Annotated in this window: 25 protein-coding genes and 1 pseudogene; 9 read left to right on the top strand and 17 right to left on the bottom strand. The window is 47.5% G+C overall.

What is annotated here, in order from left to right:
* Positions 1 to 196: 196 nt before the first annotated feature.
* On the top strand, positions 197 to 1831 hold the full coding sequence (argS, locus tag ACESLU_RS02280; protein WP_372634541.1) for an arginine--tRNA ligase: 1635 nt from the start codon (positions 197 to 199) through the stop codon (positions 1829 to 1831).
* A 275-nt stretch (positions 1832 to 2106) separates the two neighbouring features.
* Here argS and ACESLU_RS02285 read toward each other — a convergent pair whose 3' ends face one another.
* The 3 genes from ACESLU_RS02285 to dnaN all read right to left on the bottom strand — a co-directional run bounded on the left by ACESLU_RS02285 (position 2107) and on the right by dnaN (position 4972).
* Positions 2107 to 2913, bottom strand: a complete 807-nt coding sequence (locus ACESLU_RS02285) for a class I SAM-dependent methyltransferase (protein ID WP_372634543.1) — start codon at positions 2911 to 2913, stop codon at positions 2107 to 2109.
* Positions 2914 to 3072: 159 nt separating this feature from the next.
* Complete coding sequence (locus ACESLU_RS02290) at positions 3073 to 3861, bottom strand: S-adenosyl-l-methionine hydroxide adenosyltransferase family protein (protein WP_372634546.1); 789 nt, start codon at positions 3859 to 3861, stop codon at positions 3073 to 3075.
* Positions 3854 to 4972, bottom strand: a complete 1119-nt coding sequence (gene dnaN, locus ACESLU_RS02295; RefSeq protein ID WP_372634549.1) for a DNA polymerase III subunit beta — start codon at positions 4970 to 4972, stop codon at positions 3854 to 3856. The genes ACESLU_RS02290 and dnaN overlap by 8 nt, the downstream gene beginning before the upstream one ends.
* A 226-nt stretch (positions 4973 to 5198) precedes the next feature.
* On the opposite strand from dnaN, the gene miaA reads away from it, so the two are divergent.
* From miaA to ACESLU_RS02325, 6 genes are all read left to right on the top strand, one after another.
* The gene (miaA, locus tag ACESLU_RS02300) at positions 5199 to 6128 is read left to right on the top strand and encodes a tRNA (adenosine(37)-N6)-dimethylallyltransferase MiaA (RefSeq protein ID WP_372634552.1); all 930 of its coding nucleotides are present in this window, start codon (positions 5199 to 5201) and stop codon (positions 6126 to 6128) included.
* A gap of 38 nt (positions 6129 to 6166) precedes the next feature.
* Positions 6167 to 6415, top strand: coding sequence for a phosphoribosylformylglycinamidine synthase subunit PurS (purS, locus tag ACESLU_RS02305; protein ID WP_372634555.1), 249 nt, complete (start codon positions 6167 to 6169; stop codon positions 6413 to 6415).
* A 10-nt stretch (positions 6416 to 6425) separates the two neighbouring features.
* A complete protein-coding gene (locus ACESLU_RS02310) occupies positions 6426 to 6758 on the top strand; it encodes an ATP-dependent Clp protease adaptor ClpS (protein ID WP_372634558.1) in 333 nt (110 codons plus the stop codon).
* Between the two features lie 4 nt (positions 6759 to 6762).
* The gene (gene purQ, locus ACESLU_RS02315) at positions 6763 to 7464 is read left to right on the top strand and encodes a phosphoribosylformylglycinamidine synthase subunit PurQ (protein ID WP_372634561.1); all 702 of its coding nucleotides are present in this window, start codon (positions 6763 to 6765) and stop codon (positions 7462 to 7464) included.
* A 16-nt stretch (positions 7465 to 7480) separates the two neighbouring features.
* Entirely contained in the window at positions 7481 to 8248 is a 768-nt protein-coding gene (gene lptB / locus ACESLU_RS02320) for an LPS export ABC transporter ATP-binding protein (RefSeq protein WP_372634564.1), read from the top strand.
* Between the two features lie 132 nt (positions 8249 to 8380).
* Positions 8381 to 8710, top strand: a complete 330-nt coding sequence (locus tag ACESLU_RS02325; protein WP_372634567.1) for a rhodanese-like domain-containing protein — start codon at positions 8381 to 8383, stop codon at positions 8708 to 8710.
* A gap of 226 nt (positions 8711 to 8936) precedes the next feature.
* Here ACESLU_RS02325 and rho read toward each other — a convergent pair whose 3' ends face one another.
* From rho to ACESLU_RS02380, 11 genes are all read right to left on the bottom strand, one after another.
* Positions 8937 to 10130, bottom strand: coding sequence for a transcription termination factor Rho (gene rho, locus ACESLU_RS02330; RefSeq protein WP_372634570.1), 1194 nt, complete (start codon positions 10128 to 10130; stop codon positions 8937 to 8939).
* A 239-nt stretch (positions 10131 to 10369) separates the two neighbouring features.
* Complete coding sequence (locus tag ACESLU_RS02335) at positions 10370 to 11692, bottom strand: tetratricopeptide repeat protein (RefSeq protein WP_372634573.1); 1323 nt, start codon at positions 11690 to 11692, stop codon at positions 10370 to 10372.
* Between the two features lie 62 nt (positions 11693 to 11754).
* Positions 11755 to 13002: a hypothetical protein gene (locus tag ACESLU_RS02340; protein WP_372634576.1), complete on the bottom strand. Its 1248-nt coding sequence runs from the start codon at positions 13000 to 13002 to the stop codon at positions 11755 to 11757.
* 56 nt (positions 13003 to 13058) lie between these two features.
* Positions 13059 to 14213: a hypothetical protein gene (locus ACESLU_RS02345; RefSeq protein ID WP_372634578.1), complete on the bottom strand. Its 1155-nt coding sequence runs from the start codon at positions 14211 to 14213 to the stop codon at positions 13059 to 13061.
* Between the two features lie 83 nt (positions 14214 to 14296).
* A complete protein-coding gene (locus ACESLU_RS02350) occupies positions 14297 to 15115 on the bottom strand; it encodes a glycogen/starch synthase (RefSeq protein WP_372634581.1) in 819 nt (272 codons plus the stop codon).
* 37 nt (positions 15116 to 15152) lie between these two features.
* On the bottom strand, positions 15153 to 15968 hold the full coding sequence (locus tag ACESLU_RS02355; protein ID WP_372634583.1) for a phosphosulfolactate synthase: 816 nt from the start codon (positions 15966 to 15968) through the stop codon (positions 15153 to 15155).
* 185 nt (positions 15969 to 16153) lie between these two features.
* A complete protein-coding gene (glgB, locus tag ACESLU_RS02360; RefSeq protein ID WP_372634586.1) occupies positions 16154 to 18010 on the bottom strand; it encodes a 1,4-alpha-glucan branching protein GlgB in 1857 nt (618 codons plus the stop codon).
* Between the two features lie 289 nt (positions 18011 to 18299).
* Positions 18300 to 19703 (bottom strand): Glu/Leu/Phe/Val dehydrogenase, encoded by a 1404-nt coding sequence (locus tag ACESLU_RS02365; RefSeq protein WP_372634589.1) that lies wholly within the window; start codon positions 19701 to 19703, stop codon positions 18300 to 18302.
* Positions 19704 to 19808: 105 nt separating this feature from the next.
* Positions 19809 to 20327, bottom strand: a complete 519-nt coding sequence (locus ACESLU_RS02370) for a 2'-5' RNA ligase family protein (RefSeq protein WP_372634592.1) — start codon at positions 20325 to 20327, stop codon at positions 19809 to 19811.
* 471 nt (positions 20328 to 20798) lie between these two features.
* A complete protein-coding gene (locus ACESLU_RS02375) occupies positions 20799 to 21050 on the bottom strand; it encodes a hypothetical protein (protein WP_372634595.1) in 252 nt (83 codons plus the stop codon).
* A gap of 78 nt (positions 21051 to 21128) precedes the next feature.
* Positions 21129 to 21389 carry a hypothetical protein gene (locus ACESLU_RS02380; protein WP_073059414.1) on the bottom strand — a complete coding sequence of 87 codons (261 nt, stop codon included), beginning with the start codon at positions 21387 to 21389 and terminating at the stop codon, positions 21129 to 21131.
* 235 nt (positions 21390 to 21624) lie between these two features.
* Here ACESLU_RS02380 and dinB point away from each other — a divergent pair, with 235 nt between their 5' ends.
* Together dinB and queA are read left to right on the top strand one after the other, a co-directional pair.
* Positions 21625 to 22713: a DNA polymerase IV gene (dinB, locus tag ACESLU_RS02385; protein WP_372634599.1), complete on the top strand. Its 1089-nt coding sequence runs from the start codon at positions 21625 to 21627 to the stop codon at positions 22711 to 22713.
* A 253-nt stretch (positions 22714 to 22966) separates the two neighbouring features.
* Positions 22967 to 23968 (top strand): tRNA preQ1(34) S-adenosylmethionine ribosyltransferase-isomerase QueA, encoded by a 1002-nt coding sequence (gene queA, locus ACESLU_RS02390; protein WP_372634602.1) that lies wholly within the window; start codon positions 22967 to 22969, stop codon positions 23966 to 23968.
* Positions 23969 to 24169: 201 nt separating this feature from the next.
* Here queA and ACESLU_RS02395 read toward each other — a convergent pair whose 3' ends face one another.
* From ACESLU_RS02395 to ACESLU_RS02405, 3 genes and pseudogenes are all read right to left on the bottom strand, one after another.
* Entirely contained in the window at positions 24170 to 24541 is a 372-nt protein-coding gene (locus tag ACESLU_RS02395; RefSeq protein WP_372634604.1) for a hypothetical protein, read from the bottom strand.
* A gap of 310 nt (positions 24542 to 24851) precedes the next feature.
* Positions 24852 to 26516, bottom strand: coding sequence for a RagB/SusD family nutrient uptake outer membrane protein (locus ACESLU_RS02400; RefSeq protein ID WP_372634606.1), 1665 nt, complete (start codon positions 26514 to 26516; stop codon positions 24852 to 24854).
* A gap of 20 nt (positions 26517 to 26536) precedes the next feature.
* Positions 26537 to 26925, bottom strand: a pseudogene (locus ACESLU_RS02405) (SusC/RagA family TonB-linked outer membrane protein); the annotation flags it as partial.

A 26925-nucleotide genomic window follows, 5' to 3' on the forward strand; every position in this document is an offset into this window, starting at 1 on the left:
AAAGAGGCTCAATTACTCCTCTCTGATTGTCATGAACTAAAAAGTATCCTGGGTGCCATTCTCAATACAATGAACAAAAGGATAGACAGATAAATTTTTAATTGTCCATTTTTAATTTTTCATTCTTAGCTACTCGATATTCGATATTCAAAAGCCTTATATTGACGCCTGAATTTAAAGACAGTAAACAATGTACATGACAGACTACCTGCGCTCCATTTTAAGATCCGCCCTGAATCAGTTCGACCTTCCGGAGGAGGACCTGCCCGATATCCAGATTGAAAAACCGAACCAGCCCGATCACGGGGATTCGGCCTCGAATATTGCCCTTAACCTGGCCAGTGTACTCAATACGAATCCCCGAAGCATTGCAGAAAAGATTGTGCAAGAACTGGAGTATGATCCCAAAAAGATTAAAGCTGTTGAAATTGCGGGTCCCGGTTTTATCAACTTCCGCTATGCCGAAGACTACCTTTATGATGAACTTCAACTCGTTTTGAATCAAAGCCGGGATTTCGGTAAGACCGGCACACTCAGCGGCAAACGCATCCTCATTGAGTTTGTCAGCGCCAATCCCACGGGACCCTTAACCGTCGGACACGGTCGCAATGCCGTTTTGGGCGATACGGTGGCACGTTTACTGGAGTGGACCGGCGCTGAAGTCGACCGCGAATACTATTTCAACAATGCCGGCCGTCAAATGCGCATACTGGGACAGAGTGTCCGTGCACGCTACCTGCAGGAACTGGGAGAGGAAGCAGCGCTGCCCGACGATGGCTATGAGGGCGAATACATCCGCGAAATCGCCCGAGCGTTAGTGGAAGAACACGGCGACAGCCTTGTCCGATCGGGCGGTATCACCGTCTTTAAGGAGAAAGCCGAACAGCTGATCTTCGAAGAGATCCAGGCTACGCTCCAGCGGATGAACATTAAAATGGATTCGTTCTTCAATGAGCAGGAAGTCTATGACGACGGTTCCATCGAGCGAGCGATCGAAACATTTCGTGAAAAAGATTTGGCTTACGACAAAGACGGGGCCACCTGGTTTCGCACTACCCGCTTTGGCAAAGATAAAGACACCGTGCTCATCAAAAGCAGCGGGGAGCCGACCTATCGTCTCCCCGACATAGCCTACCATGCCAATAAGCTCGACCGGGGCTACGATCAGTGTATCGACGTCTTTGGCGCCGATCATATTGATACCTATCCCGATGTGCTTTCCGGAATCGAAGCACTGGGATACGACCGTTCCAGAGTGGATGTGATTGTCTACCAGTTCGTAACTATTGTCAAGGAAGGCAAACCGTTCAAGATGAGTACACGGAAAGCCAATTTTATTACGCTTGACGAGCTGATGGATGAAGTGGGTTCGGATATCACCCGTTTCTTTTTTTTGATGCGGGCCCCCAATACGCATCTGGAATTCGACGTTGCCGAAGCCAAGACGGAGGGCGAAAAGAATCCTGTTTTTTACCTGCAATACGCCCACGCCCGTATTCACAGCATCCTAAGAAAAGTAGAGCAGGAGTACCGCCTTGAGGGCGCTCCCGATTTGGAACGACTGACCCATGAATCCGAAAAAAAGCTTATCAAAAGCATCATCCGCTTTCCCCAGATGATTCAAAGCGCTGCTGAAAGCCGTGAACCGCATCGACTGATCAACTACCTGGATAACCTGGCTTCGCATTTTACTTCCTTCTACCACGACTGCCGCATTCTGGGCGAAGATGAGCAGCTGATGCAGGCAAGAACCGCACTGGCGAAAGCCACCGCCCGGGTTTTGGCCAACGGACTGACGATATTAGGCATCAGCGCACCGGATCAGATGTAGGTTATCGGTTATCGGTTATCGGTTATCGGTTATCGGTTATCGGTTATCGGTTATCGGTTATCGGTTATCGGTTATCGGAGGCTGACGATTTCCAAGCTCAGTATCAAGGATTAATTTGGTTATTTGTTCCTGGTTATTAGTTGGATCGGTTTTGCTGAGCTATTGGGCGGGATTCAAAACGACGGATTCAATTATCAGGAACTGGTTTTTGCATAATAGTAAGGGTTACTTTTCACGTTATCCGAAGCACAATCACGCGCGCGGCCCAGCCTCTATCAGGCCGGCAGAAGCTTTGTAAAACAAACAATACCCTTGCAGAACTGATCGGCGACCCTGAAACCGGTTTGTTCGAAAAGTTCATTGCTTTCTTCAATGGCCCAAAATTTGATGCCGCTGAATTCGGTCGATTCCTGCAGCAGCCGAAGGTACCAGGCATCGGCCTTGACCAGGTGCATCATGAAAAAGACACCATCCTTTTTTATGACACGCCGTGCCTCATACAAAACCCTGGCGGGATCCGTCAATTCATTAAGCGTGCCACCCATCGTCAGTCCGTCAAAAGTGGCGCTAAAAAAGGGTAGTGAACGCGCATCTGCCCGTACCAGGTATTGATCCGCTTCTTCGGCTTCCGACTTTAGCCGTGCCTCCTCCAGCATCTGTACAGAAAAGTCGAGTGATACCACCTCGCATTCGGGCTCCGCTTTCTTCATCAGGCGTCCGTACAGCGCTGTTGAGCAGCCTATATCCAGATACCGGCGGGCGGGCTGGGGATTGAGCCATTGTGTAAGGAGTTCCTGTTCTTTCCGGATGGGAAATTCTTCGCCGCTCAAGATAGAAAGTGATCGCTTGCGCCAAATATCTTCATACAGGGCTGCCGTTACTTTCCAGTGGTTTGAACTCTGTGCCCACGACATATCCATGGTATCGCCGGCCAGCAGATCAATAATATTATTGCGAATAGTATACTCATCGCCTTTATTGGAACAAACTGTGCCGTTGAACCCTTTTTGCAGATTAGCTGCCTCCGAGGGAATGGTGATCGCGGCACGCTCATATTTTGGAGATCGAATTTCAAGAGACATAGGCATAAATGGGTTCGGTTATCCCAAAGAGCTTCAGGATCACAGGCGGAAAGCAGTAATCCTGTTGGTATTCAACATAACATGACAGTGCATTGGACTGTTTTGTTGTGATACGTTGATTTCTTATCAATAGTTACGATAAACAGATTATAGCAGGCCCTACTTTTGCAGGACCAAGGATATCTGCGCCCCCTTTTGAACGCCCAGCATTTCCTCGGCATCGCCCATGTTTATGCCGATCTCAAGCATGCCCGCACTGCCGACATATGCCACCGGCTCTCCTTCAGCTACCGCCCCAAAAGTATTCGAAATATCATTCAGAATAACATTTCCGATATAAATCTTTACCTTCTTTCCTTCGACCACCTCTTTAATAAGTGCCTGTGGTATATTGGTAATCAGATTGCCGAACTTATCGATATGTATGATCGTGCCCTGCACCCCGTCTTTGTCGGCTATAGGCTGCATCCATCGATAGCTGACCAGTTCATCCAGGGGCTCTCCGAGCTCTTCCAGCGGTACCCCCCGGCTCAAATGGGCGGCCGCCGGGGCAAATATATCACGCCCGTGAAATGTATTGGAGGGGCTCTCCCGCAGGTACTGCTGTTTAGTAAGACGTACGGCCGTATAATCGCTGTCTGACGTCAACAATGAAAAAATACCGTTATCGGGACCCACAAAATATTGATCTTCAACCTGCAGGGCAATGGGATGGCGTTCGGTACCTACGCCCGGATCTATCACCACCGTGTGCACTGTTTTGGAGGGGAAAAGCATTGCGGAATTTTTCAACACCCACGAACCCGCCATAATATCCTGGGAGGGAATATCATGAGACACATCTATCAGTCGGGCTTCCGGCGCGATGCCGAGCATCACCGCTTTCATAGCACTTACATAGTAATCCCGTAACCCAAAATCGGTTGTAAGAGTAATGACCTTACGCATAGGTGTTCAGCATCACCGGCATCACAAGCATGAGCATCTGCTCATTTTCATCTTCTTCGGAAGGTTTTACAATTCCCGCTCTGTTGGGTGTGGAAAACTCGAAATACACTTCCTCATCGTCGACATTCCCCAACACATCGGCCAGATATTTGGCGTTAAAACCGATCTCCATCTCCTCTTCATTATCATAGTCGCAGGAGATGGTTTCCTTTGCTTCGCTGCTCATATCAATATCCTCAGCCCGGATCGTCAACTTATCGGGTTGTAGCTGCAGCCGGATTTGCCGGGTCGTCGAGCTCGAAAAGATAGCTACCCGCTTTACCGTAGCCAGCATCTGCTCTTTATTGATAATCAGTGTTTTGTCATTTTCCCGCGGAATAACGGAATCATAATTGGGATACTGCTCGTTGATCAGCCGAGTAATGACAATCGTATTCCCGCTCTTGAAACGCGCATGATCTTCCGTAATGGTAAGCAGGCATTCATCGCCGTGCAGTGCTTTCTGAACAAGACTCAAGGCCTTCTCGGGGACGATAAAATTGATTTCCTGCTCGCTGGTAAGGTCCTGCTTAATATAGCGCACCAGCCGGTGTCCGTCAGTGGCAACAAATTTGCTTTCATCGGGACCGATATCAAAAAAGACGCCCATCATGGCGGGACGCAAATCATCATTGGAAACCGCAAACAGCGTTTTACTAATAGCCTTGAGTATATCGTCTTTTGTAGTCTCGAGCAGATGTCCCTCGTCAAGATTCGGAACTTCGGGAAACTCATCCGGGTCTTCCCCTACCAGTTTGTACGTTCCCTTGTCTGTGCGGAATTTCACGTTAAATTTTTCGTCGACTTCAAAGGCAACCGGAATATCAGGCAGCTGGCGCAGCGTCTCAGTCAACCGGCGAGCGGGGATAGCAACCGCCCCTCCCTCCTCAATATCAGCGTCCATATATTCAATGATTGAAATCTCCAGATCGGTAGCTGTAAGCCGCAGCTGGCCATCCTCACTTGTAAACAAAATAGTTTCCAGGATGGGAAGCGTAGCTTTATTAGGTACAGCCCCCGAAACGGCGGAAAGTGCATTAACTAATTTGCTACTTGATAAGTTAAATCTCATAGATAATAATATTTAGCTGAGCGTTTATCAGACCTAAAAAACAGTCCGCAGAATAAGTACCGTATACTAATAAATCCTCGCTCTCTTAGCAACCAAATTAACCGCCCTTTATACATCCCAGATAGTCCCCTTTTCTACCGGATTCTCCAGAATAACACCCCTCAAAAACAATGATCTTTTTTTCTTATATTTGTTATCAGAGTGACCTTCAAATTAAATTTTTTTTGTGCGCATATTACTTCTTGGTCCCACAGCCGTCGGTAAAACGGCCCTTTCAGTGGATGTAGCGCGGGATCTTGATGCAGAAATAATTTCTGTGGACTCCCGCCAGTGTTACAAGTACCTGAATATTGGTACGGCCACTCCCACAGAGAATGAGCAGGGCGATGTACCGCATTATAATCTCTCCATCATTGATCCGGGGGTCAAAGACAGCGTAGCCAACTATGAAGAGCGGGCCCGCAGCTGGCAGCTGGATATTGAGCAACGCAATAAAAATGTTTTATACACCGGCGGCAGTACTTTGCATGTGCAGTGTACAATCCAGCCGCTGGATGATGTGCCCGGGGCCGATGAATCCAATATTGACCGGCTCGAAACACAAGTTGAGGAAGAGGGCGTTGAATCGCTGTACAAAAAACTGCGGGAGGTAGATCCTACCTACGCACAAAAGATGGACGGCATGAATACGCAACGCATTGTTCGCGCCCTCGACGTGTGGATGCAGACAGGCCGACCCTTTAGTTCCTTCCATTCGGAGGACAACTCCATTACGGTGCCGGACGATATGATCGTTTTTGGCCTGCATCGCAATCGTCAGGCACTTTATGACCGAATCAACAGCCGCGTGGAGCAGATGTTTGCGCAGGGATTGCTGGAAGAGGTTGAATCGATCCTGAACCGCGGCTATACCCTCAAAGACCCCGGAATTAATACGGTGGGATACCTGCAGGCTATCCATTACCTGGAAGGCAATATTAGCTACGAAAAGATGGTTAACAACATCAAGACCAAAACCCGTCGCTACGCCAAACGACAGCTTTCGTGGTTCCGGCGGTGGAATTTCATTCACTGGATTGATCTTGATGATAGCTCACCTGAAGAGGCACGGAATTTTATCGGTAAACAGGTAGCAGCTAAGCTAAATAAAGATTAACTTTACCCTCATTTAAACTCGCACAATTTTTTATACCGATGTATAAGGCTACTGTCAACGTAACACTACGCAAATCCATATTAGACCCTCAAGGCAAAGCGGCTCACCATGCGCTGAACAATTTAGGATTATCCGATATTGAAAGCGTGCGCATCGGCAAGCTCATTGAGCTGAATATTGACGCCGACAGCAAGGATGCGGCTTTTGATATCGCCGAAACGGCCTGTACCAAGCTGCTTGCCAATGAAGTTATGGAAGATTTTGAGATCACGATCCACGAAAATTAATATTGTTGCTATGACTGATCCGCTTGCAAATGTTTGGGGATCTGAACCTGGCAAACAGGAAGCACCCGAAATCGACGTCGATGTTCTGGAAGAGGAACAGGAAGATGACCATGAGAAGACGCCCTGGAGAGTTATTCTCTACGATGATGATGTTCATACGTTCGAGGAAGTCATTGGACAGCTAAAAAAAGCGTTGGGATGCAGTCAGTCTCACGCCGAAGAGTTAACCTATAAAGTACACAACGAAGGCAAAGCCGAGGTTTTCGAAGGCAGCTTTGAAGACTGTTTCGAAGTAAACGGCGTGCTCAAAGAAATTCAACTTGTCACCGAAATAAAAGGATAATATCGTGTCTGCTAACTTTGGAGTAATTGTTTTCCCCGGCTCAAACTGCGACCATGATGCCTATCATGCCCTGGCGCATGTAATGAATGCCAATGCACAATTTATCTGGCATAAAGATACCGACCTCTCGGACATCGACCTTCTGTTGGTACCCGGTGGGTTTTCATACGGAGATTATCTCCGGTCGGGAGCCATTGCACGTTTTTCACCCATTATGCAGTCGGTTACTGAATTCGCACATAAAGGGGGACCCGTTTTAGGGATTTGCAACGGCTTTCAAATTCTATTGGAAGCTGGGTTGCTACCGGGAGCGATGCTGCATAATGAACAACTTCGGTTTATCTGCAAACAGTCGTACCTCCGCTGCGAAACTTCCAATACGCTGTTTACGAGGATGATTGAACCGGGCGAGGTTTTACAGCTGCCCGTTGCCCACGGCGAGGGCAATTACGTAACTGACAGCGATCAGCTCAAAAAATTACAGGATAACGATCAGATTGTCTTCCGCTATTGCAACAGGGAAGGCAAGACGACGCCGGAATCCAATATCAACGGTTCGATCGATCATATCGCCGGCATCTGTAATCAGCAACGCAATGTTCTGGGTATGATGCCGCATCCCGAACGCGCAGTGGAAAGCATCCTGGGTTCGGACGATGGAAAGCGAATTTTTGAATCCGCATTGCAAGAACTCGCTGCAGTTTAAGCATTAATGTCATCTCATGGCGGAACAAACCGATAACAAAACGCTCTTTAGCAAAGAACTCACAAAACGTTATAAGCGGCGTACGGTAGTTTCGGATGTATCCATTAATGTTACACAGGGTGAAATTGTGGGCTTACTGGGTCCCAACGGCGCCGGAAAGACGACTACCTTTTACATGTTTGTGGGACTTGTTACCCCCAACAGCGGCAGGATTTTTCTTGATGGCCGCGATCTGACGGGTATGCCCATGTACAAGCGGGCGCGGCTGGGCATCGGTTATCTTTCGCAGGAAGCCAGCGTATTCCGTAATCTGACCGTACGGGAAAACCTGGAAAGCATCCTACAATTTTTTGACCTGTCCAGCCGGGAGATCCAGCATCGTACGGATCAGCTCGTGGAAGAGTTCGGCCTTCAAAAAGTAGTGGACAGCAAGGGATATAGCCTCTCCGGAGGGGAGCGAAGGCGGACGGAAATTGCGCGTGCCCTGGTAACCGACCCCAATTTTATTTTACTGGACGAACCGTTTGCCGGCGTCGATCCTATTGCAGTGGAGGATATCCAGGAAATCGTCGCCGAGCTCAGGCACCGCAACATCGGTATCTTTATCACCGACCATAACGTGCACGAGACCCTGGCTATAACCGACCGGGCCTACCTTATGTTTGAAGGAAAAATTCTGAAAGAAGGATCGGCCGATCAGCTGGCCGATGATGAAGAGGCCCGTCGGCTATACCTGGGCAATCAATTTCGACTGGATCGCTATGAATCCGGAAACAATCCATAAATAAATAACACCTCAAGACTTTGTGAACCTGTCTGACCGCTACGGATAAGCGGAAGAAATGCCGACTACTGTTTTAAGAGGGTTTTGCAAAGCTCACTCAAAATCAATGATTACTAAAACCCCTTCATAAGCATGAAAGAAATAACTGTTCAAGAGTTAAAAAGGAAGATCGATAACGAAGAGAATGTGTTTCTGCTGGACGTTCGCGAACCCTTTGAGCAGTACCAATCAAAAATAGCCTACGACAACTCCATCCTCATTCCTTTAGGAAAGCTACGTCAACGGCTGGACGAGATTGCCGATAAGAAGGACCAGGAGGTCGTCTGCCTGTGTCGCAGCGGTTCACGAAGCGCCGAGGCGTGCAAACTGCTGGAAAAAGAAGGGTTTACCCACGCCATGAACCTGAAAGGCGGTATTAACCAGTGGGCAAGGGATATAGATAACTCCCTGCCGGTTTATTAGGTACCTGTCCTTCCAGTGTGTCTGCCGGTCTCCTTGCGCAGAGCGGCAGTGTAACAATTCTTGAGGGCTCTTTCAGGGTGACGAAGAAAAACCCGGAATCCGGCCAAATTCGACGGACTTGCAGTAAATATTGCTAAGACCTACAGGGTCCTAAATCCTTTGGGCAGGTTCAATATTGTATTCGACTATTTCTGTAGTCAAAGCTGGTCTCCCCATTGATTTTTATTTAAACCATAGCGGCAATCTGGTTGAGCAACTCTTCGTTGCTTTCGGTGTTCTTCAATACCTTTAACAAGCTCTGCATTGATTCCTTTGGCGACTTTTTAAGCAGATAACGACGTACCATATTTCGCTCTTCAATGTCATCGATAAATTTGTCTTCATTCCGCGTGCCGGATGCACTGATATTGATAGCGGGAAAAATGCGATCGTTAGCCAGCTCGCGGTCAAGTACCAGTTCCATATTTCCGGTACCCTTGAATTCCTCGAAGATAAGATCATCCATACGCGAGTTGGTCTCTACTAGGCAAGTAGCTATAATAGTGAGCGAACCTCCTCCCTCAATCTTACGGGCAGATCCAAAAATTTTCTTGGGAATTTCCAGCGCCCGGATATCAAGTCCCCCGGAAAGAGTTCGCCCGCTGCTCTCCTGTGCATTATTATATGCTCGTCCCAGCCGGGTAATGGAATCAATCAGCAAAACGGCATCCTCTCCCATTTCTGCTTTTCGTTTGACATAGCCGAGAGCCAGTTCCGTTATCCGAATGTGGCTCTCAGTCGAATTATCGTTTGAAGAGGCAAATACTTCGGCATCCGTGGTTCGCAAAAAGTCGGTCACCTCTTCCGGTCGCTCATCCACCAGCAGGACTCCGGTGGAGATATCCGGATAATGAGCCGTAGCCGATTCGGCGATTTTCTTCAGCAGCACCGTCTTACCCGTCCGGGGCGGGGCCACGATCAGCGCGCGCTGGCCCTTGCCGATCGGGGCGACGAGATCCAGTACCCTCATCTCGATATTGTCGGGCTCTTGACCCAGTTTAAGGTATTCGACCGGCATTATGGGCGTTTGCAGTTCAAAGCGGGTGGCGCGTTGCCATTCGATAGGATCGTGCCCGTTTATTTTTTCAATGGAGTAGATATGGCGGTTCCCCCGGTTATCTTCCTCATACTCTCCTTCAATGACCAGACCCGGACGCAAGTAATGGCGTTTCACTTCATCCGGTTTCAGAAAAGGATCATCGGGTTCATAACTGAATTCGTGATCCAACTCACGGGCAAAGCCATAACCCTTGGCATTAATTTCCACAACCCCGCGGTACTCCCCCGCTACCTCTACCTGTCGATTATCCTGAAACCGGGGTACAAAAGCATTTTTGTTCTTGTTGCGGCCGCGGTTTTTATTATTTCTTGAACGTCCCATTACATCCGGTGGTTTTAGCTTAATGTCCAACATTCCCGTACAGCAAAAAAAGCGCTTACGGGAAAGCAGATATGAAAATTATTAGATTTATGTGTACAAAAAACTGGAAGGAGATATAAACAGGGCAACCGTCTGCGATGCCCTGTTTATGGTCATTAAAGTATTTAAAGATAATAAGGTTTGACCGATATTTAAAGAAACCTTTGCAAAACCGTTGTTTTGCAAAGGCCTCTTAAAGTCTATCGGCGGACCGTAGTCGTTTCGTTAATCCAGCCATAGCAGGAGTTCAATGATTCATCGACACTTAACTGCTGGCCTTCGTCCCAATTTTTGAAAAACTGCTGTTCGGTGGTCGGCGTGACCGAAGCGTAAGAATTGATCTTGTTATTGGCTTCACTGCTGACAGAGCTGTCAATACTTTTCGCTTTATTAAGGTAATCGAGGACCAGCCAGTAAACCACCCGGTCTTCCACCTCAAGTTTCCGATTATCGGTGCAGTTACTAACGGCCTGGGCATAGGCGTCGGCGATATTGATAAATGGTTTGCCCCATTCACTGTCGTGATCTGCCGCAATTCGGGCGTATTCCCGGGCCTGTGGCAGTTGTTCGCTATTCAGATACGCACTGGAAATATTCAGTGCAATCGCCGCTTTTTGATCGGATTTTTCTGCCTTGTCAAGCGCTTCCTTGAAATATTCGATAGCCTCGTTGTAATTGGCGTCGCTCTGCGCACTTTCCGCCAGGGCCAGGCTGTTTTCATAGCTCGGGTTAATTTCATACAGCTTTTTACTTATCGCATTTAACTCCGAAACCATATCCTCCCTTTCATAGATATCCTGCAGCTGGGTCAGCAATTCTTCATTTTCCGGGTCATCTTCCAATTCTCCTTTCAGGAATGTAATGCGTTCTTCCGGAGTATCAAACAGCTTATTACGTGCTTTGCTGAAGTACTCATTCAGTTTTTCGGGGGCATAGGGCTCTGCCTCATCGATGATGGCCAGGGCTTCTTCTTTTTTATCCTGTGAAATCAGATCCCGCAGCATGGATTGCACGTAGTAGCCGTCCCCCATTTTGGTAAACTCTTCGGGCTTCAAATCAAAGGCCTTCTTATATTCGGCAGCTGCTTTGGTAGCAGCATCCTCGATACGATCTGAGTGGCTTTCATAAAAGCGACCCCGCCTCACAGCCCACTCATAAGCGTCCAGATCATCTCCATACGTTTCATAAACCTTGTCAAAGATCGTTAAAGCGGTATCGGTATAGGCCTCGGCTAATGACGGGTCCTCAATATTCTCCCCGAGATTGGAATACACCGTGATCAGGCGGCGCAAATTCCTTTTCAGGTCAAATTTCGGATAACCTTCAATGGTTTCGGGCATGCCTTTCCATATCCAGCGCCCGAACTGCAGGGCCTCCTCATATGATTCATTCTTATAATTCTCGTAAAAGATGGAATAAGCTTGGATCTCGCTCATTCCACTCGGCGGCTCTTGTGATGATTGTGCCATTGTCCAGCTACTGCTGAAGAAGATAAAAGCCGTTAAAAGGAGTAGCTTTTTCATAATTCTCAGTGTTTTAATCTATGGTTCATATTATAAACTTATTTTCGGGTCATTTATTTCATCTACTGTAATTTTGGCCGGAAAAACATGATTTCCGCCAAATTCAGCGATAACCGCACGCCCCATATCTGTTCTTCAACCAAATTCATGTTTTGCGTGCCGCGAAGCCCGTATTCAAAACTTAAATCGATGGATGAATTAGAATTTGACCGCGGTGACAGGATTCCTAACCCGAAAGAAAATTTCAGGGTATTGATTTTTTCTCCCTGAATTTTCAGATGGCCCGTATCGTATGATGCCCCTATACGATACTTAAACTGTGACAAAAACTTATTTGATCCTGTAATGTAAGGAAAATATTGGAATCCCAAACCATATTTATAGCGATCTGTAAAAAGAGCGCCTTCCGAAGGTTTAAAATCGTTGTCAAAGTCCGACCAATTCTCATATGTAGCTTCTGTAGCAAACATCGTCAATCTGCTGGGATGATAACTAAGTCCTGCATTTATAGTCATCGGCAGGGTGATTGTTCCGTTACCCAGATTTCCGCCGTCCTCTGTAGAGAGAGAACTGGGCCCGAGATCGGCTGTCTGTTTTCGCTGCGCATCAATGGAAACCGGCAAATTGACGCTGGCCCCTATACCCAGCTGGTCTTCGGAACCCAAAAGCCCCGGTATGCGAATATAGGTGCCAAAACGATTTCCAAAGCCTGAACCGCTGGTTTCAAGTGTATACCCGACCGTCTGGTAGTTTGCATTGCCAAAAACACCGGTATAATGATCGTCAAGAGAGATAAAAACAATGGAAGCGGCATATCCGACCGAAATATGGGGGGTTATACGCCAGCCGAATCCTAACTCTGCGCGGTTCGCGCCCCCACTGCCCCGGTTTTCAATACCATAGAGCAGCGTATCCTGTGTCACACCGGTACCGACATCCATCACATCTTCCTGGTAATTACGGAAATTCGACTGAGTGACGGGACTAAAGGAAGCCGAAACGCCAAACTTGCCTCGTATGACAGGCAGCTGCAGCTGAAACTGGTGTATTCCAAAATGAACATTTCTTGCCTCCGCAGAAGCTCCACTGGCATTATAGGAGTCGATGCCAACGCCCCCGGCACCCAATCCGTAAACGGTATGTCCCCAGTGCGCAGGGTTCGTCAGTCCCGCCACATAGGTTTCATTATATGATACGCCCGTTAGTCCCAGCGAACGGGCCGAGGTGCTCGACAGCCCAACGGGATAGCCAATGCCCAGCTTGGAGTATACAGACCCGCTCTTAGCCTGCTCATCCTGCGATTGAGCCATTGCTGCAGTACTGGTAAAACAAAAAATAAGCGTTACGAATACAAATTTTTTCAACGTTACTCAGTGCTGTTTTTTAAATAGGTAATTACAAGTTTCGGGGCCTTTTCGCTGCCGGGGTCAATAGAAAGAAGGCTTGCTTTAACTGAACCGTCGTTGGATAACATGAAGTAAAATTTCCTGTTCTCCGGGAAGCCGTTAATCAGTCCGTTTTGTATCAATGAAGTCACATTGAAGTGAAAAGCGTGATCCTCTTCCGAATAACTGCCATTTGCCGAGGGATTCCCTGCGATCAGGTTATCCGGGATTTGCCCGGAATTTACAAATCGCAGCTGAGCAGACTGTGGCTGTGGACGTTTTACCGAGCCCGAAATCGATTGTTCCATTATTGCGTTATCCTGGTAAAAGACGAGCTCGGCCCTGGAGATACTGGGACCGTTAATATCAATACCAGAAAGATCAAGCCGGAAGCTCAGGATGTTTTCCAGCATATTATAAGCTGCCGCTGACCCTTCGGGTTGATCCGGCTCATTGCTTCTGCTCATGTGATACGCCCACTGCCCGTTTGAGACTTCAAACGTGTCGGTTTCGGGATTCTCAATAACAAACCGGGTCGACTGGGCGTCAAGCGGAATAATTTTATTACTGCCGGAGGGCACGAGCGCCAGGCCGTATACTTCGTTTTGATAAAGCGAATCGGCATCAGCGTCCTCAGATTCTGCGTAGGCCATATAATACTCACTAACCCACGCCGGGTCCAGGGTCACATCCATAGAGTCCTCGGTTTCAACGGTAAACGAAGCCACCGCCTGACTTTGATCAATCTGCAGCTCGTCTTTGAGCTTATGGGTTCTGCTTCTCCAGTATTCCTCGATTCTGTATACCTCAAACGACTGGTCCGCCAGCGTATCTCCATATACATTCTGTGAGTCAAAGAGAATACGCATCTTCATCGTGGCATCCTCCTCCAGGCTGTCCCCGGCGGCAGGCAGGGAGGGCCTCACGAGACCGGTGGCCTTCAGCTCACCAAAGAGAGGATCATTATAGGCTCCAGCCGCAAAAAAGGCATAGTTTCCCGAATATGAATTGAATCCGAGCGTGTCTACAACGCCTATCGTATCCCGCAGGATTTCAACATCAGCGCCCGATTCACTTAGACCACTACCGACAGATCCCGGATTTTCACAGCTGGAAATTACTGCTGCTATTCCCAAGACCAATAGTAAGCAAAACGCATTTGCATTTCGAAAGGTGCTGCTCATTATGTTCTGCAACAAAATACAACTCTAAAATTATGTTAGGATTCTTCCGTTTCTTCCTCAGTTCCGGCAATCTCATCATAGTAACGTGCGAACTTATCGGAGACGTCTTCCGGTGAGCCCTGAATCTTCTTTGGCGAAATGTTAAGTTCGCCGAAGAGATCATCCAGCTGATCCGTCAGATGGTTTCCGGTCACAACGTGATCACTATATTTTAAACCGAGGGTGCGTAAGTCAACGTTATCACCCTCTATAAGATTGTCCCGGTTCAAGGAATCCGGAAAACCCACAAGGTCAAGCAGTTTTTTATTGAATACACCATTGTTTTCGGGATGATGGATATTATAAATAAGCTGCGTATCCTTAAAAAGATCCAGGTCGTTGTATTTTTCTTTGACCAGCAGCGGTATAAGTCCCGCCGGCCAATCGTGACAATGAATAATATCGGGCTTCCATCCCAGTTTGATGACCGTCTCGAGCACTCCTTTGCTGTAAAAGACAATCCGTTCGTCATTATCCTCGTAGTGCTCCCCATCGTCGGGGTTCATAAACATAGCCTTCCGGTTGAAATAGGTATCGTTATCCAGGAAGTAAACCTGGAGCTTGGCATTCGGTATACTTGCCACCTTGATGCGCATACTTTCTATCTTATCCCCCACTTCAACCTCGATACCAGAGAGGCGGATCACCTCATGCAAACGATTTCTGCGATCGTTAATCGTACCGTATTTGGGTAAGAGGATACGTATCTCGTATCCCTTGTCTTGTAATGAGGCCGGCAAAAAACGCAGCAGATCAGCTGTATGCGTCATTCGGGCAAAGGGAGATATCTCGGCTGCAGCGTATAGAACTTTCATATATTATTCGGAATAGCTTCGTTGGTATTTCATTGAATTAATCTTTCGACTTCGTATCCTCGTGGTCGGGATAAAGTTGATTCATATCATCATCAAGCGAATAAAAGTCGAAAAGTGTGTCGCCTCTAAGCCCCAGCCGGAGTGTTTCTACCGGAATAACTTCTGATGGCTGAACATTGCCCAGGTTTACATTACTCCCAAACTTGCGAATAAACCAAACCTGCTGTTCTTTTTGGGGAGCCTCAAAGATTAGTTTCTCCACCGGTACCTGATCAGCAATTTCGTCAATAAGTCCGGATCGCACTTCACCATTGGGTCGAAAAACGCCTACGGTTCCACTTTCTCTGGCCTCACATATCACTTTCCAGGCCCCTGCCTCGAGTTCGCGCTCAATCATTTTTACCCACTTGTAGGGGGGGATAATATCATTCGGATTCTTGCTTCCTATTTCTGACAAAATTGTAAAATGCTTACTCATGAGCTGTATGATTTCGACCTTACGCTGATCGGACAGCCAGATCGTCCCGTTTGAAACTTCGGCATGTCCGATATCGAACCGATCGAGCAGCTTCATATATGCATCCAGCTGGTCACGCAGCACATAAGCCTCGAACAATGTCCCCCCGAAATAGACTGGTATATCGGCCTCCGCATAGACCGCAAGCTTGTCCTCAAGGTTTTGCGTAACGTAGCTGGTACCCCATCCTAACTTCACAATATCGATATAGTTGGAACACGAGGCACAAAAATCTTCAACCTGACGGACACTCAACCCTTTATCCAGAATGAGCGTCATTCCTTTTTCTCGGGGTTTTTCGGTACGACTGGGAAGATGATTTAGCTTGAAAGCCATTGAACCTTACAATTTTGACAAATTAAACGAACAAATATACTAAAATACAGCTTGTTAATAAAATGAAACCCAATCTTATTCACAAACAGTTGTGGTTATACATGCGAGGCCTCTATCATAACGCTTATTCTTCTGACCAATCCGTCATCCATTTCAGGCTGACCGAACCGTGTAAAAAATTCGGGTTAGTCGGCTGGTTTCAGCAGTAATCCGGTAAAGGGGGGGACAGAGACGTACTGCTTGCCCATCTTTCCATAATGAGACCCTCGATTTTGTCCACCGTAATACTCTGAATCACTGTTAAAGACGAGTTCATACTGTACCCCGTCGAAAGGACTCAAATGGTAATTATCCAGGGGATAATCAGCAAAATTCAAAATACATAAAATATGATCGGCCGGGTCGCGGGCTTTGCGCAGGAAGGCGAACAAGCAGGGGGTTTCGCGTCCCAGTTCAATCCATTCAAACCCTTCGTTTTCCCGGTCTATTTCATGCAGCGACTTTTCTTTTTGATAGAATCGATTAAGATCGCTGACCATCCTTTGTATCCCCCTGTGCCGGCTGTGATCCAATAAATGCCAGTGTAGGGCGTAACCTTCAGACCATTCGGAGGTTTCCGCAAATTCGTTCCCCATAAACAACAGTTTTTTTCCGGGATGGCTGAAAAAATACGTGTACAGCAGCCGCAGGTTTGCAAACTGTTGCTGCTCGTTGCCCGAACTTTTCCAGACCATGGGATCCTTGAGATGAACCACTTCATCGTGAGAGAAAGGCAATAAAAAGTTTTCGGAATAATTGTACATCATGGGAAAGGTAATCTTATCGGGATCGTCGTGTCGCTGCCCCGGCTCCTTCTTGATATAACTGAGCGTGTCATTCATCCACCCCATATTCCACTTGTAATCAAATCCCAATCCGCCGTGATGTACCGGTTTTGTGACCCCTTCCCACGAGGTGGACTCCTCGGCCATCGTCAAAATACCCGGGAACTCACGATGAATAATCGTATTGAAATCCTTGAGAAAATCGATCGCCTCCAAATGCTCATTGCCCCCATACTTGTTGGGAGTCCACTCCCCGTCGTTTTTGGAATAGTCCAGGTATAACATGGAGGCCACCGCATCAACGCGGAGGCCATCGATATGGAACTTCTCGCACCAGTAATGAGCATTCGATAACAAAAAATTACGAACCCCGGGCTTGCCATAATCAAAAATATAGGTCCCCCACTCTTTCTGCTCGCGTTTACGGGGATCCGCATATTCGTATAAAGGTGTTCCGTCAAACATCTGTAAGCCCTGTTCATCCTTGGGGAAGTGGCCGGGCACCCAATCCATGATTACACCGATGCCCGCTTTATGACATTCGTTGATAAAATACTTCAGGTCGTCGGGATCACCGAACCTGCTGGTCGGGGCATAATAGCCGGTAATCTGGTAGCCCCAGGACGGATCATAGGGATGCTCGGCAATCGGCATTAACTCGATATGGGTAAAGCCGCACTCCTTTACATAGGGAACCAGCTCTTGTGCCAGCTCCCGATAACCGAGGTATTCATTATTGTCCGGCCCCTTTCGTTTCCAGGAAGCCAGGTATACTTCATAAATGGAGATCGGTTTCCGAAACGACTGTTGCTCTCCGCGGCTTGAAAGCCAGGTTTCATCCTCCCAATCAAATTCCTCCGAATCGTATACCAGCGAGGCTGTCTTGGGACGTACTTCCGCGACTCTTGCATAAGGATCGGACTTTAGAAAAGGTGGGGCATTTTCAGCCGTCTTAAGCTCAAATTTATAAAGATCCCACTTTTCAACGCCCGATACTTGAGTCGTCCATATGCCGGTCGCATCTTCCTTTTCCATAGGGTTTTCGCGTCCATCCCAGTTGTTAAACTCTCCGACCACGCTCACGGAATGGGCATGGGGCGCCCAAACGGCAAAGAATGTGCCCCCATCCGTTACATGAGCTCCTAAAATGGTAAATGCTTTATGATATACCCCTTCTTTCCATTGTTTGATATGCTCCGCCGTCAGCCTTTTTTCCATTCGTAGCTCCATTCAGTTATATTTAATAGTAAAAAGAAATGCCTCGCTGGGCACCCGAATACAAATATTCCAGTATCATTGCTAAAAACAAAATTTATTCCCTTTTATTTGCAACTCTTTTCACTGGCTTTCGCAAAATTATTTATACAGGTTATAAGTTGATGTTATGCGATTACTCTGAAACTCCTACCCATACTCTCAGGTACCTGCGCGCCACTGCATAGCAGCAGGCAGGTACCCCCCACAGAAAAGCCCTGAACTGGCGGTCCTTTTTCTGTTACCTGCCATATCAGGGAAAAATTCCCATCTGTTCATACATTACGCCCACTTTTTCAATAGCATTAAGGAAAGCGGCCGTCCGCAAATCGATATCATGCTTTTTGCGAAGTTCATTAAGCTGATCATACGAATTGATCATGGTTTCCTCGAGCCCCGAATCAACCAAGTCGTATTCATCGGCCCCGCGTGCCAGTTCCTTCATTTCCTCTTCTGTAAATGATCGATCCAAACCACTTTCGACAACATTTAAAATCTTCCGATAACTGCCCTCTTCAAATCGTTTTTCCATACGTCCGAAACGTACATGGGAGAGATTTTTTAACCATTCAAAATAAGAAACCGTCACGCCACCGGCGTTCAGATAATTATCGGGAATGATAAGTACCTCTCTCTCTTTCAGCGTTTGATGGGCGCTTGCGGTCGTGGGACCGTTAGCGGCTTCGGCCAGAATCTTAGCTTTAATTCGAGAAGCGTTACTATCATTGATCTGATTTTCGAGTGCGGCCGGTATCAGAATGTCACATTCGGCTTCCAGCACCGCCGTGTTACTTCCTAGTTCTTTGGTAGCGCCAAAACCGAGGATCGAACCCGTTTCCTCCCTGTATTCAACAAGTTTTTCCAGCTCAATACCGTTCGGGTCGTATATGGACCCTTCAATTTCTGCAACGCCGACCAGCCTGGCTCCCCCCTCGCTCATATATTTTGCAGTGTGATAGCCCACATTGCCTAACCCCTGAATGATAAAGGTTTTTCCTTCAAGGCCCGGTTGCAACCCCAGCTCTGTCATGTCTCCAGCCTTTCTGCAGGCTTCGCGAACTCCAAAAAAAACGCCCCGGCCGGTTGCTTCCGTACGCCCCCGAACACCGCCCTGGGGAATCGGCTTGCCGGTGACGCAGGCTTCGGCGTTGATATCCGATTTCAATTGCCGGTACGTATCCAATATCCATCCCATTTCGGTAGCGCCCGTTCCGTAATCAGGGGCCGGTACATCCGAGCCGGGACCCAAAAATCCCTTTTTGATAAGTTCGTAGGCGTAGCGGCGGGTGATCCGCTCAATCTCACCGGCAGAGTAATTTGTCCGATCAATTCTGATACCTCCTTTTGCGCCGCCGAAGGGTACATCCACTACGGCACATTTGTACGTCATGAGTGCGGCAAGGGCCATGGTTTCATCCTCATTAACCGTCATACTAAACCGGATACCCCCCTTCGTCGGAAGTTTATGATGACTGTGTTCAACCCGCCATCCGTGTATCACCTCAATGGTCCCGTCGTCCCGTTCGAGCGGAAAGGTTATCCGATAGACGTTATTGCAAATCTTAATTTGATCCAATAGCCCCTTATTAAAACGGGAATACTTGGCAGCAGCGTCAAAGGCATGATTGACCTGTTTAAAAAACTTGTAATCAGACATATTTAACAGCCCTTTTGATGATTTGATTGGGTTATTTATCAATATCCTGCACGGTAAATGAGAATCGGCATAATACAAAAGAGTATCAACTCCAATAGCCTGCCATTATTGCAGCTTAAAAACAGCGGTATCAATTTTCTTCCACTGCTCCGGGGTACCTTCGGTTTGCATTAGCACGATACTTTTTACCGGAAACCGAATATAAAACTCTCTGCCCATGATATTCAGGATACGCTCCTTTTCCTTTTGAGATAAATCTCCATACAGCAAACTGAGATGAGGATGATAGTCCTCTGTATCACTCATGTCAAAAAGCTGGCAGGCTCGTTTTCGCACCTCTTGAAACATGTTGTTTTTTTCTACGCGCAAGAAAAGCGACTGATAAAACCGGTCGCTATACCCGGCTTTTGTCAACCTGACTTCAAAGGGAGACAGAGATGACACCAGGATATCCGTCAGCGAAATAAGCTCTGTCTCTGACGATTTCAAACTGCCCAGCAGCGTTATATGCGGGGCAAAGGAAGGGGTGCCATATCGCTGGCTCATGTTATTAATGCGTTCCTGCAGGCGATAAGCAATATCTCCGCTTGGCTGTAACCAGAGTGAATAGACCGATGACGACATAAAAGACTCCACAATTTTTGAGTTTAATATCAGTGAGTCATAATACCGTTTACGAAAGCTAAAAGAGTTTTAATAATCATTCAATGCCCTAATTGACTCCCATATAAAGTAGAAGAGGGCTTTTGCAAAACCAGGACTTTTAATCAATAGTAAAGCCTGAGCGCATTCAAAACCACCCCGTATTAAGCATATATAAGGATGATGAATGCGCGAAAATACAGAGATTGACCAAAAGAACAGGTTTGATTTTTGCAAAAGGCCTCTACAACTCAAAAATACCGGGGGTGTCCTTCTTTCTATGGACAATACAGAAAGGGAATAAGCTAAAAATAAAAAAGGACTCCAACATAGGTCGGAGTCCTTTTTGTACACCTCATCACAATCCCTAAAAGTAATCTTAAAAAAATTGTGGTAAGATGCCAACAATAATTCCAAAAAAATTTAAACCTTGAGCATTTTTTTTATACGTGCCTATTCTTCCTGTGAAAGAAACACATTTGCTATAAACAGGAATGTAACGGCTCCTAAAATCGAATACATTAAAGGCAGGCCAAAAGCGAAATAGTAGGCGATAACCCCCATGAATACGGCCCCGAGTGTACCCAGGGTGATACTTAACCCGAGGCGAATGCTGTATTTCATGAAAATGAAGTAACTGGCAAAGCCCACTGTTAAGCCTATCGCAATCATCCAAAACAGTTGCACACCGAGCGAAGGTATCATAAGTTATCCCTGTTTTTTAAGTTACGCCTGTCTTCTTAAATGCGATACGGTGCTTCAAGGTTCCCCGGTATGCGCCTGTCAGTGCGCCTTCTGGCTCTCCATATGAAAGACATTAAGGATAAAAAGAATAGAAAGGCTGCCTACAAATGCAAAAAGTAATCCGCCGGGCAACTGAAGCGCTGCCGTGAGCCCCCCCACCACAACAGAACCCATTACCCCTGCGACAAGGTTCGATACCAGATTCACCGTCGTATTCCACATTACTAATTTTACCGCGCCTCCTACAAGCAGACCCAGAGCAAACAGCCAAAAAATGGTGGTTCCATCTAAAACTTCCATGTAACTTATATTGTTTTATCTTTAAAATTTACCGAGGCGGAAAATAACTTTTTTTTGGTGATTTTGGAATCCTAATATTCAGATTTTCTATAGCGAGTGGGGAATAAATGGCGTAAAGCCGAAATGGAAATAAACGTGGCATCAATTATTTTTAGCACAGTGTTAAGCGGACACTGAATAGGCATAATCCCCGTGGTTTCAAATAGCCACCTTAATCCCGGATAACTTCCTTATTATGAGCGACGATTCGATTCGTAAAATCATCCATATCGATATGGATGCGTTCTATGCTTCCGTGGAGCAGCGCGATTTTCCGGAATATCGCGGGAAACCGCTGGTCGTGGGAGGCTCTCCCGAAGGCCGGGGAGTGGTAGCCGCAGCAAGCTACGAGGTACGCAAATTCGGAGTCCATTCCGCGATGCCCGCCGCACAGGCGATTCGACTGTGTCCACACGCCGTGTTCGTAAAACCGCGTTTTGAGGTATATCGAAAAATTTCCAGCCAGATACGGGACATTTTTTCTGAATATACCGACCTGGTAGAACCCCTGTCGCTGGATGAAGCCTACCTGGACGTCACGGAAAACCATATCGGATTGCCTTCAGCCACCCTTATCGCCCAAAAGATCCGAAAACGCATCAAAAAAGAAACCGGTCTCACCGCTTCTGCCGGCGTGGGACATAATAAATTTCTTGCCAAAATAGCCTCCGACCTCGAGAAACCTGACGGACTGGCGGTTATTTTACCTGGAGAGGCGGAAGACTTTTTAGCCGATCTCAAGATCGGGGCTTTTCATGGCGTAGGGGCTGCGACCAAGTCAAAAATGCATTCACTGGGCATTTACACCGGCGAGGACTTAAAAGAATGGTCGGAAATCGATCTGATTGAAAAGTTCGGAAAAGTCGGGCGTCATTACTATCGTATTGTGCGCGGCATCGACCTCCGGGAGGTGAAACCGCATCGTATTCGCAAATCCATTGGTAAAGAACGCACGTTTTCGGAAGATATCGACGACCTCAACTGGATTCACAACTTTCTTACCGAACTGGCGGGCAAAGTGGCCAAAAATATGCAAGACAAGCAGGCGGCAGGTAAGACGGTAACGCTCAAGGTACGCTACGCCGATTTTGAAACCGTTACACGCAGTACTTCCTTCAACCATTATATTCACAGGTCGGACGACATCGCCCGGACTGCCATTCAGCTGCTTGAGGAAACGGAGACGGGTAATCGCAGGGTGCGGCTTCTGGGCATTACCCTTTCGAACTTAAACCTAAGCGAAAAAGGGCATTACAAACAGCTGGAGATTCCTTTTGAGTCATGATTTTTAAATCATGGGTCACCCATCATCAGAAGAAGACTGTTATCAAAAGAACATGATCAACGTGCCCGGCAGTGGTGTCCCCCTGATAAGAAAGCGTGCTCATCCCCGCGGTAACAGGACCCCGGTTCAGTGCTCAAGAGTGACCCAGGCTACTGCTTATCTTCCAATCAATTGTTTTCCTCTGTGCCATTCTGTGGTTACCTTCCACCGCGGGAATCATTTTTAGCTGTATATAATGTTAACAACATTTATTATGAATTATACGCTTTCGGATTTTGATTACGACCTTCCGGAGAAGCTGATTGCCCAGCAGCCGGCTCAGCCACGCGATCATGCCCGGCTGCTGGTCTATAACCGGAGGTCGGGAACCATCACAGATGATTTTTTTTACAACCTCCCGGATTACCTGCCGGAAGATACCACGCTTGTGCTCAACAACAGCAAGGTTGAAAAATGCCGGTTGCTGTTCGAGGACGGGAAAAAAGAGATTTTCATTCTGGATGCCGCCAGCGACACGACGGTTCGCGCCCTTGTGCGCCCCGGCAAAAAGTTCAAAAAGGGACGGACGCTTCAGCTTACCGATGCCATTGCTGTTACGGTCGTGGATATCGATGAGGAAGGCATACGTACGCTGCGGCTTCGTCCCCCTCTCAATGATGAGGTCTATAATCAATATAAATATACTCCTTTCCCCCCCTATATAGAACAAAATGAATCACTGTCGGAAGAGTATCAGACCATTTACGCACGCGATTCAGGGAGCAAGGCCGCGCCTACGGCGGGACTTCATTTTACGGATGAGCTGCTCACTGAAATCCGGCGCTCCGGGATACAACAGGCCGAAGTGACCCTGCACGTGGGACTGGGAACCTTCGCGCCGGTCAAAACGGAAACCATCGAAGAACATACCATGCACTCCGAATGGTTCAGGCTCACTCCAAAAACCGCCCGGCAGCTGAATCAGGCCGATCATCTGACGGCCGTCGGCACCACCAGCGTGCGTGTTTTGGAGACGTGCCTCCGGCAAAGTGAGCGGTTTACCCCGACCGCTATGGAAACCGATATCTTCATTCGTCCGGGGTACCGGTTTAAGGCCGTAGATGCCCTCATCACCAACTTCCACCTGCCCAAAAGCACCCTGCTGATGCTGGTCGCCGCCTACACCGGCTTTGACGAAATGAAGCATATCTACCAGCATGCCATAGGCAAGGGATATCGCTTCTATTCCTTTGGCGACGCCATGTTGATCTTGTGATCCTCTTGTGAGAGCCGATCACCAATGCCGAAAGCGGTAGCGAGCAATCCGCCTTATCCCCATCTAAACAAGCTCCTGTCCCCGCCTGCAGCAGAAGGGCCACCGGCAATGCCACGAAGCTTTACCACTACCTGACCGCACGTATCGCTAAACTGATCAGCTTTTTAAATTTAAGCCTCATCCGGCCCGCAACAGGCATACTTAGCTTTCCGGATCCTGCTGCTGCATCTGCTGCATTTGATCCTGCATATCCTTGCTGTCCACCATCTTCACCTGGTTTTTCAGGGAGGTGGAGAGCTCCTCAACATCGTCTTCCGTGAGCACTTCGTCGATATCTTCAATACCGATCTTTTGCAGCAAATTATAAATCATGCGGTTAAACAGCATCTGCTGTGCCGCTGAGCTGAGCTGCATTAACTGCTGCTGTGGAATTTGTGCACCGGATAATTTCACCTTATTCATGACCGGCTCGAGCAGTGCTTCGATCTTTTTGGACATCTGCTGTTCCAGCTCTTTGGCGTCTTTATTCTCTTTACTTGTGACCTCGTTACCAGAGGGATCAACTAATTTCATTGGTATCTATTCTTTATTTGGAATTACTTCATGTTCACTGTCATAAACAGAGGTTGTGAGGATATCGTTTATATTGCGAAACGGCAAATGTTTTGTCAGGTTTGGAGATATGATAGCCGCGAATCAGGAAAAAGTGGAAACAGATCATTTTAAATATATAGTAAGAACGGTTTAGTTAATACTGACAAAGGAGGTTCAAAAATCCCCCCCTTTTCCCTGTATCCACCTCCTGTAACCTGTATAAAACCAAACTGGCCAGCCTTTTAAAGCCAGCCAGCAGGTCTGTTACGCTCGTTTATCGTTATCAGTATTAGTATCCCGGGTTTTGCGGGAACGCCTCGCTGGCGCCTTCCGTGCGGTCGATCTGTGTCTGAGGGATTGGTCTTAACTGATGGTGCTCATCCATCAGGCCATCCCGTTGAACTTCCGGATTATATTGGTAGGCCCGCTCCACGAGCAACCCTGTTCGTTTCAGGTCGTACCAGCGGAACTGTTCCGCCAGTAATTCTCTCGCCCTTTCCTCGAGGATAGCATTAAGGTCTACTTCAGAAGGATCCAGTTCCATGGCGTCCTCCTGTCCTGGCCAAGCCGCCCTACGTCGGACTTCATTTATATGGTCGGCGGCATCCTGTTGGCTACCGCTGCCCAATAAGAGAGCTTCCGCTGCAATCAGGTGCGTTTCGGCCAGTCTGAAGGCAAGGAAATCCCGCCATCCAGCCGTAGTGTTCAGTTCAGGACGACCCGGTGATTCATGTTTCGCAACGGGTGGAAAATCCCTTGGATTATAATCCGAAGGCGTTACTACTGTGTAGGGTTTTTCCTGCTTCTCAGCCTCTGTCCATTCAATTCCCGGGAAATAGATCGCCGTGTCACCCATAGCCATGTCAACTCCCTCCACTCCATTTACCGTATAAGTTCCGGGATTAACTACGTAAAATACATCTCTGAAAAAAGCGTCGTATCTCGAGTCTTTATCTCGAGTATCCGGTCCCAATAAATCATCATAAAGATACTCAGTGGGACGAAATCGCTTAAACGGTCGCCCATACTCGATAGTTCTGTTCATACCCGGCATCTCGTCGTAAGTAGTGAGATAGTAGAGGTGAGATTCATTTCCTATTTCGTTGAGCAGTACGTCTTCTGAATTTTGTACGGCCCAAATGACCTCCTCATTTCGCTCGTTACCAACGGCCCAAACATCGGCTACATCCTCAAGAAGCGAAAAATTATAGTCATTAATAACGGTTTCGGCGAGGACTGCAGCACGATCGTAATCATTCGCTTCTCCGGCATCGTCCCGATAGAATTCAGAAGCCCTTGTAAGCAATACGCGTGCCAGCAGATGTTCGGCAGCAGGCTTGGTTGCCCTGCCGTAATCGGCCGCTTCTGCAGGCAATTCATCGATCGCCTGCTCCAGGTCACTGACTATTTGGCCAAAGACTTCACTAACGGGAGCCCTGGAGGCCTCGGTTTCCACGCCTTCGGTTTCTTCGGTTGTCACATGAACCGGACCGTATTGCTGAACGAGAATAAAATAAAAGTGAGCTCGGAGGAATCGTGCCTCTGCAGATCGAAGTCTAACTGTTTCTTCATCCAGTCCTTCGACCTGATCAGCCCGGTTAAGGACGGTGTTGGCAATATTAATACCTTCATACATTTCATCCCACAGCTCTTGGGCCCAGGCTGTGGATGCATTTAGCTGGACACCATAGAAGTTCCACTGTTTATGGCTGCCATCTGCACCTTCATGGAATATATCAACGCCATACCCTTCCGTCATGCCATGTCCTCTTTCTCGGCCATAATATTGTCTTAACTGGTGATAAGCAGCATTCATAACTTCCTCGAATCCCTCAGGGGTATTAAATCGATCATTCCCTACCTCGGATCGCACTTCTTCATCCAACAGATCTGAGCATGAAATTGCCACCAATGCTACAGATACCACAAGTATTATATGCTTTACTTTTAACATGATAAAATTCCTTTGTCGGTTTAAAATGATAAGTTAAGTCCAAAGTTGAGAGTCCACCGCGACGGAGTACTATTCCCGGTACCCGTCTCGGGATCTACACCGTTGTGTTTTTGCACAAATGGAGCATAGACATATGGATTATCGGCATTAACCGTTAACCTGAGTGATTGAGCACCAAGTATATTTTGAACCACGTCCGCCGGTAAATTATAGGAAAGACCTACATTACGAAGTCTCAGAAAATCTCCATCATAGTAATTCCGCGTGTCATCATATATCGGAATCTCCAAATCGGCCCGCGGTTGCGGCTGATCATTGGTCGGATTGTCAGGCGTCCAGTAATCCGACTTGGGATCGTTATAGCGGCCGGTCATCGCCCCATTCATAACTCCACTCTCAATCATACTAC

Origin of the sequence: Fodinibius sp. (assembly GCF_041642155.1) — a bacterium.
GTDB lineage: Bacteria > Bacteroidota > Rhodothermia > Balneolales > Balneolaceae > Fodinibius.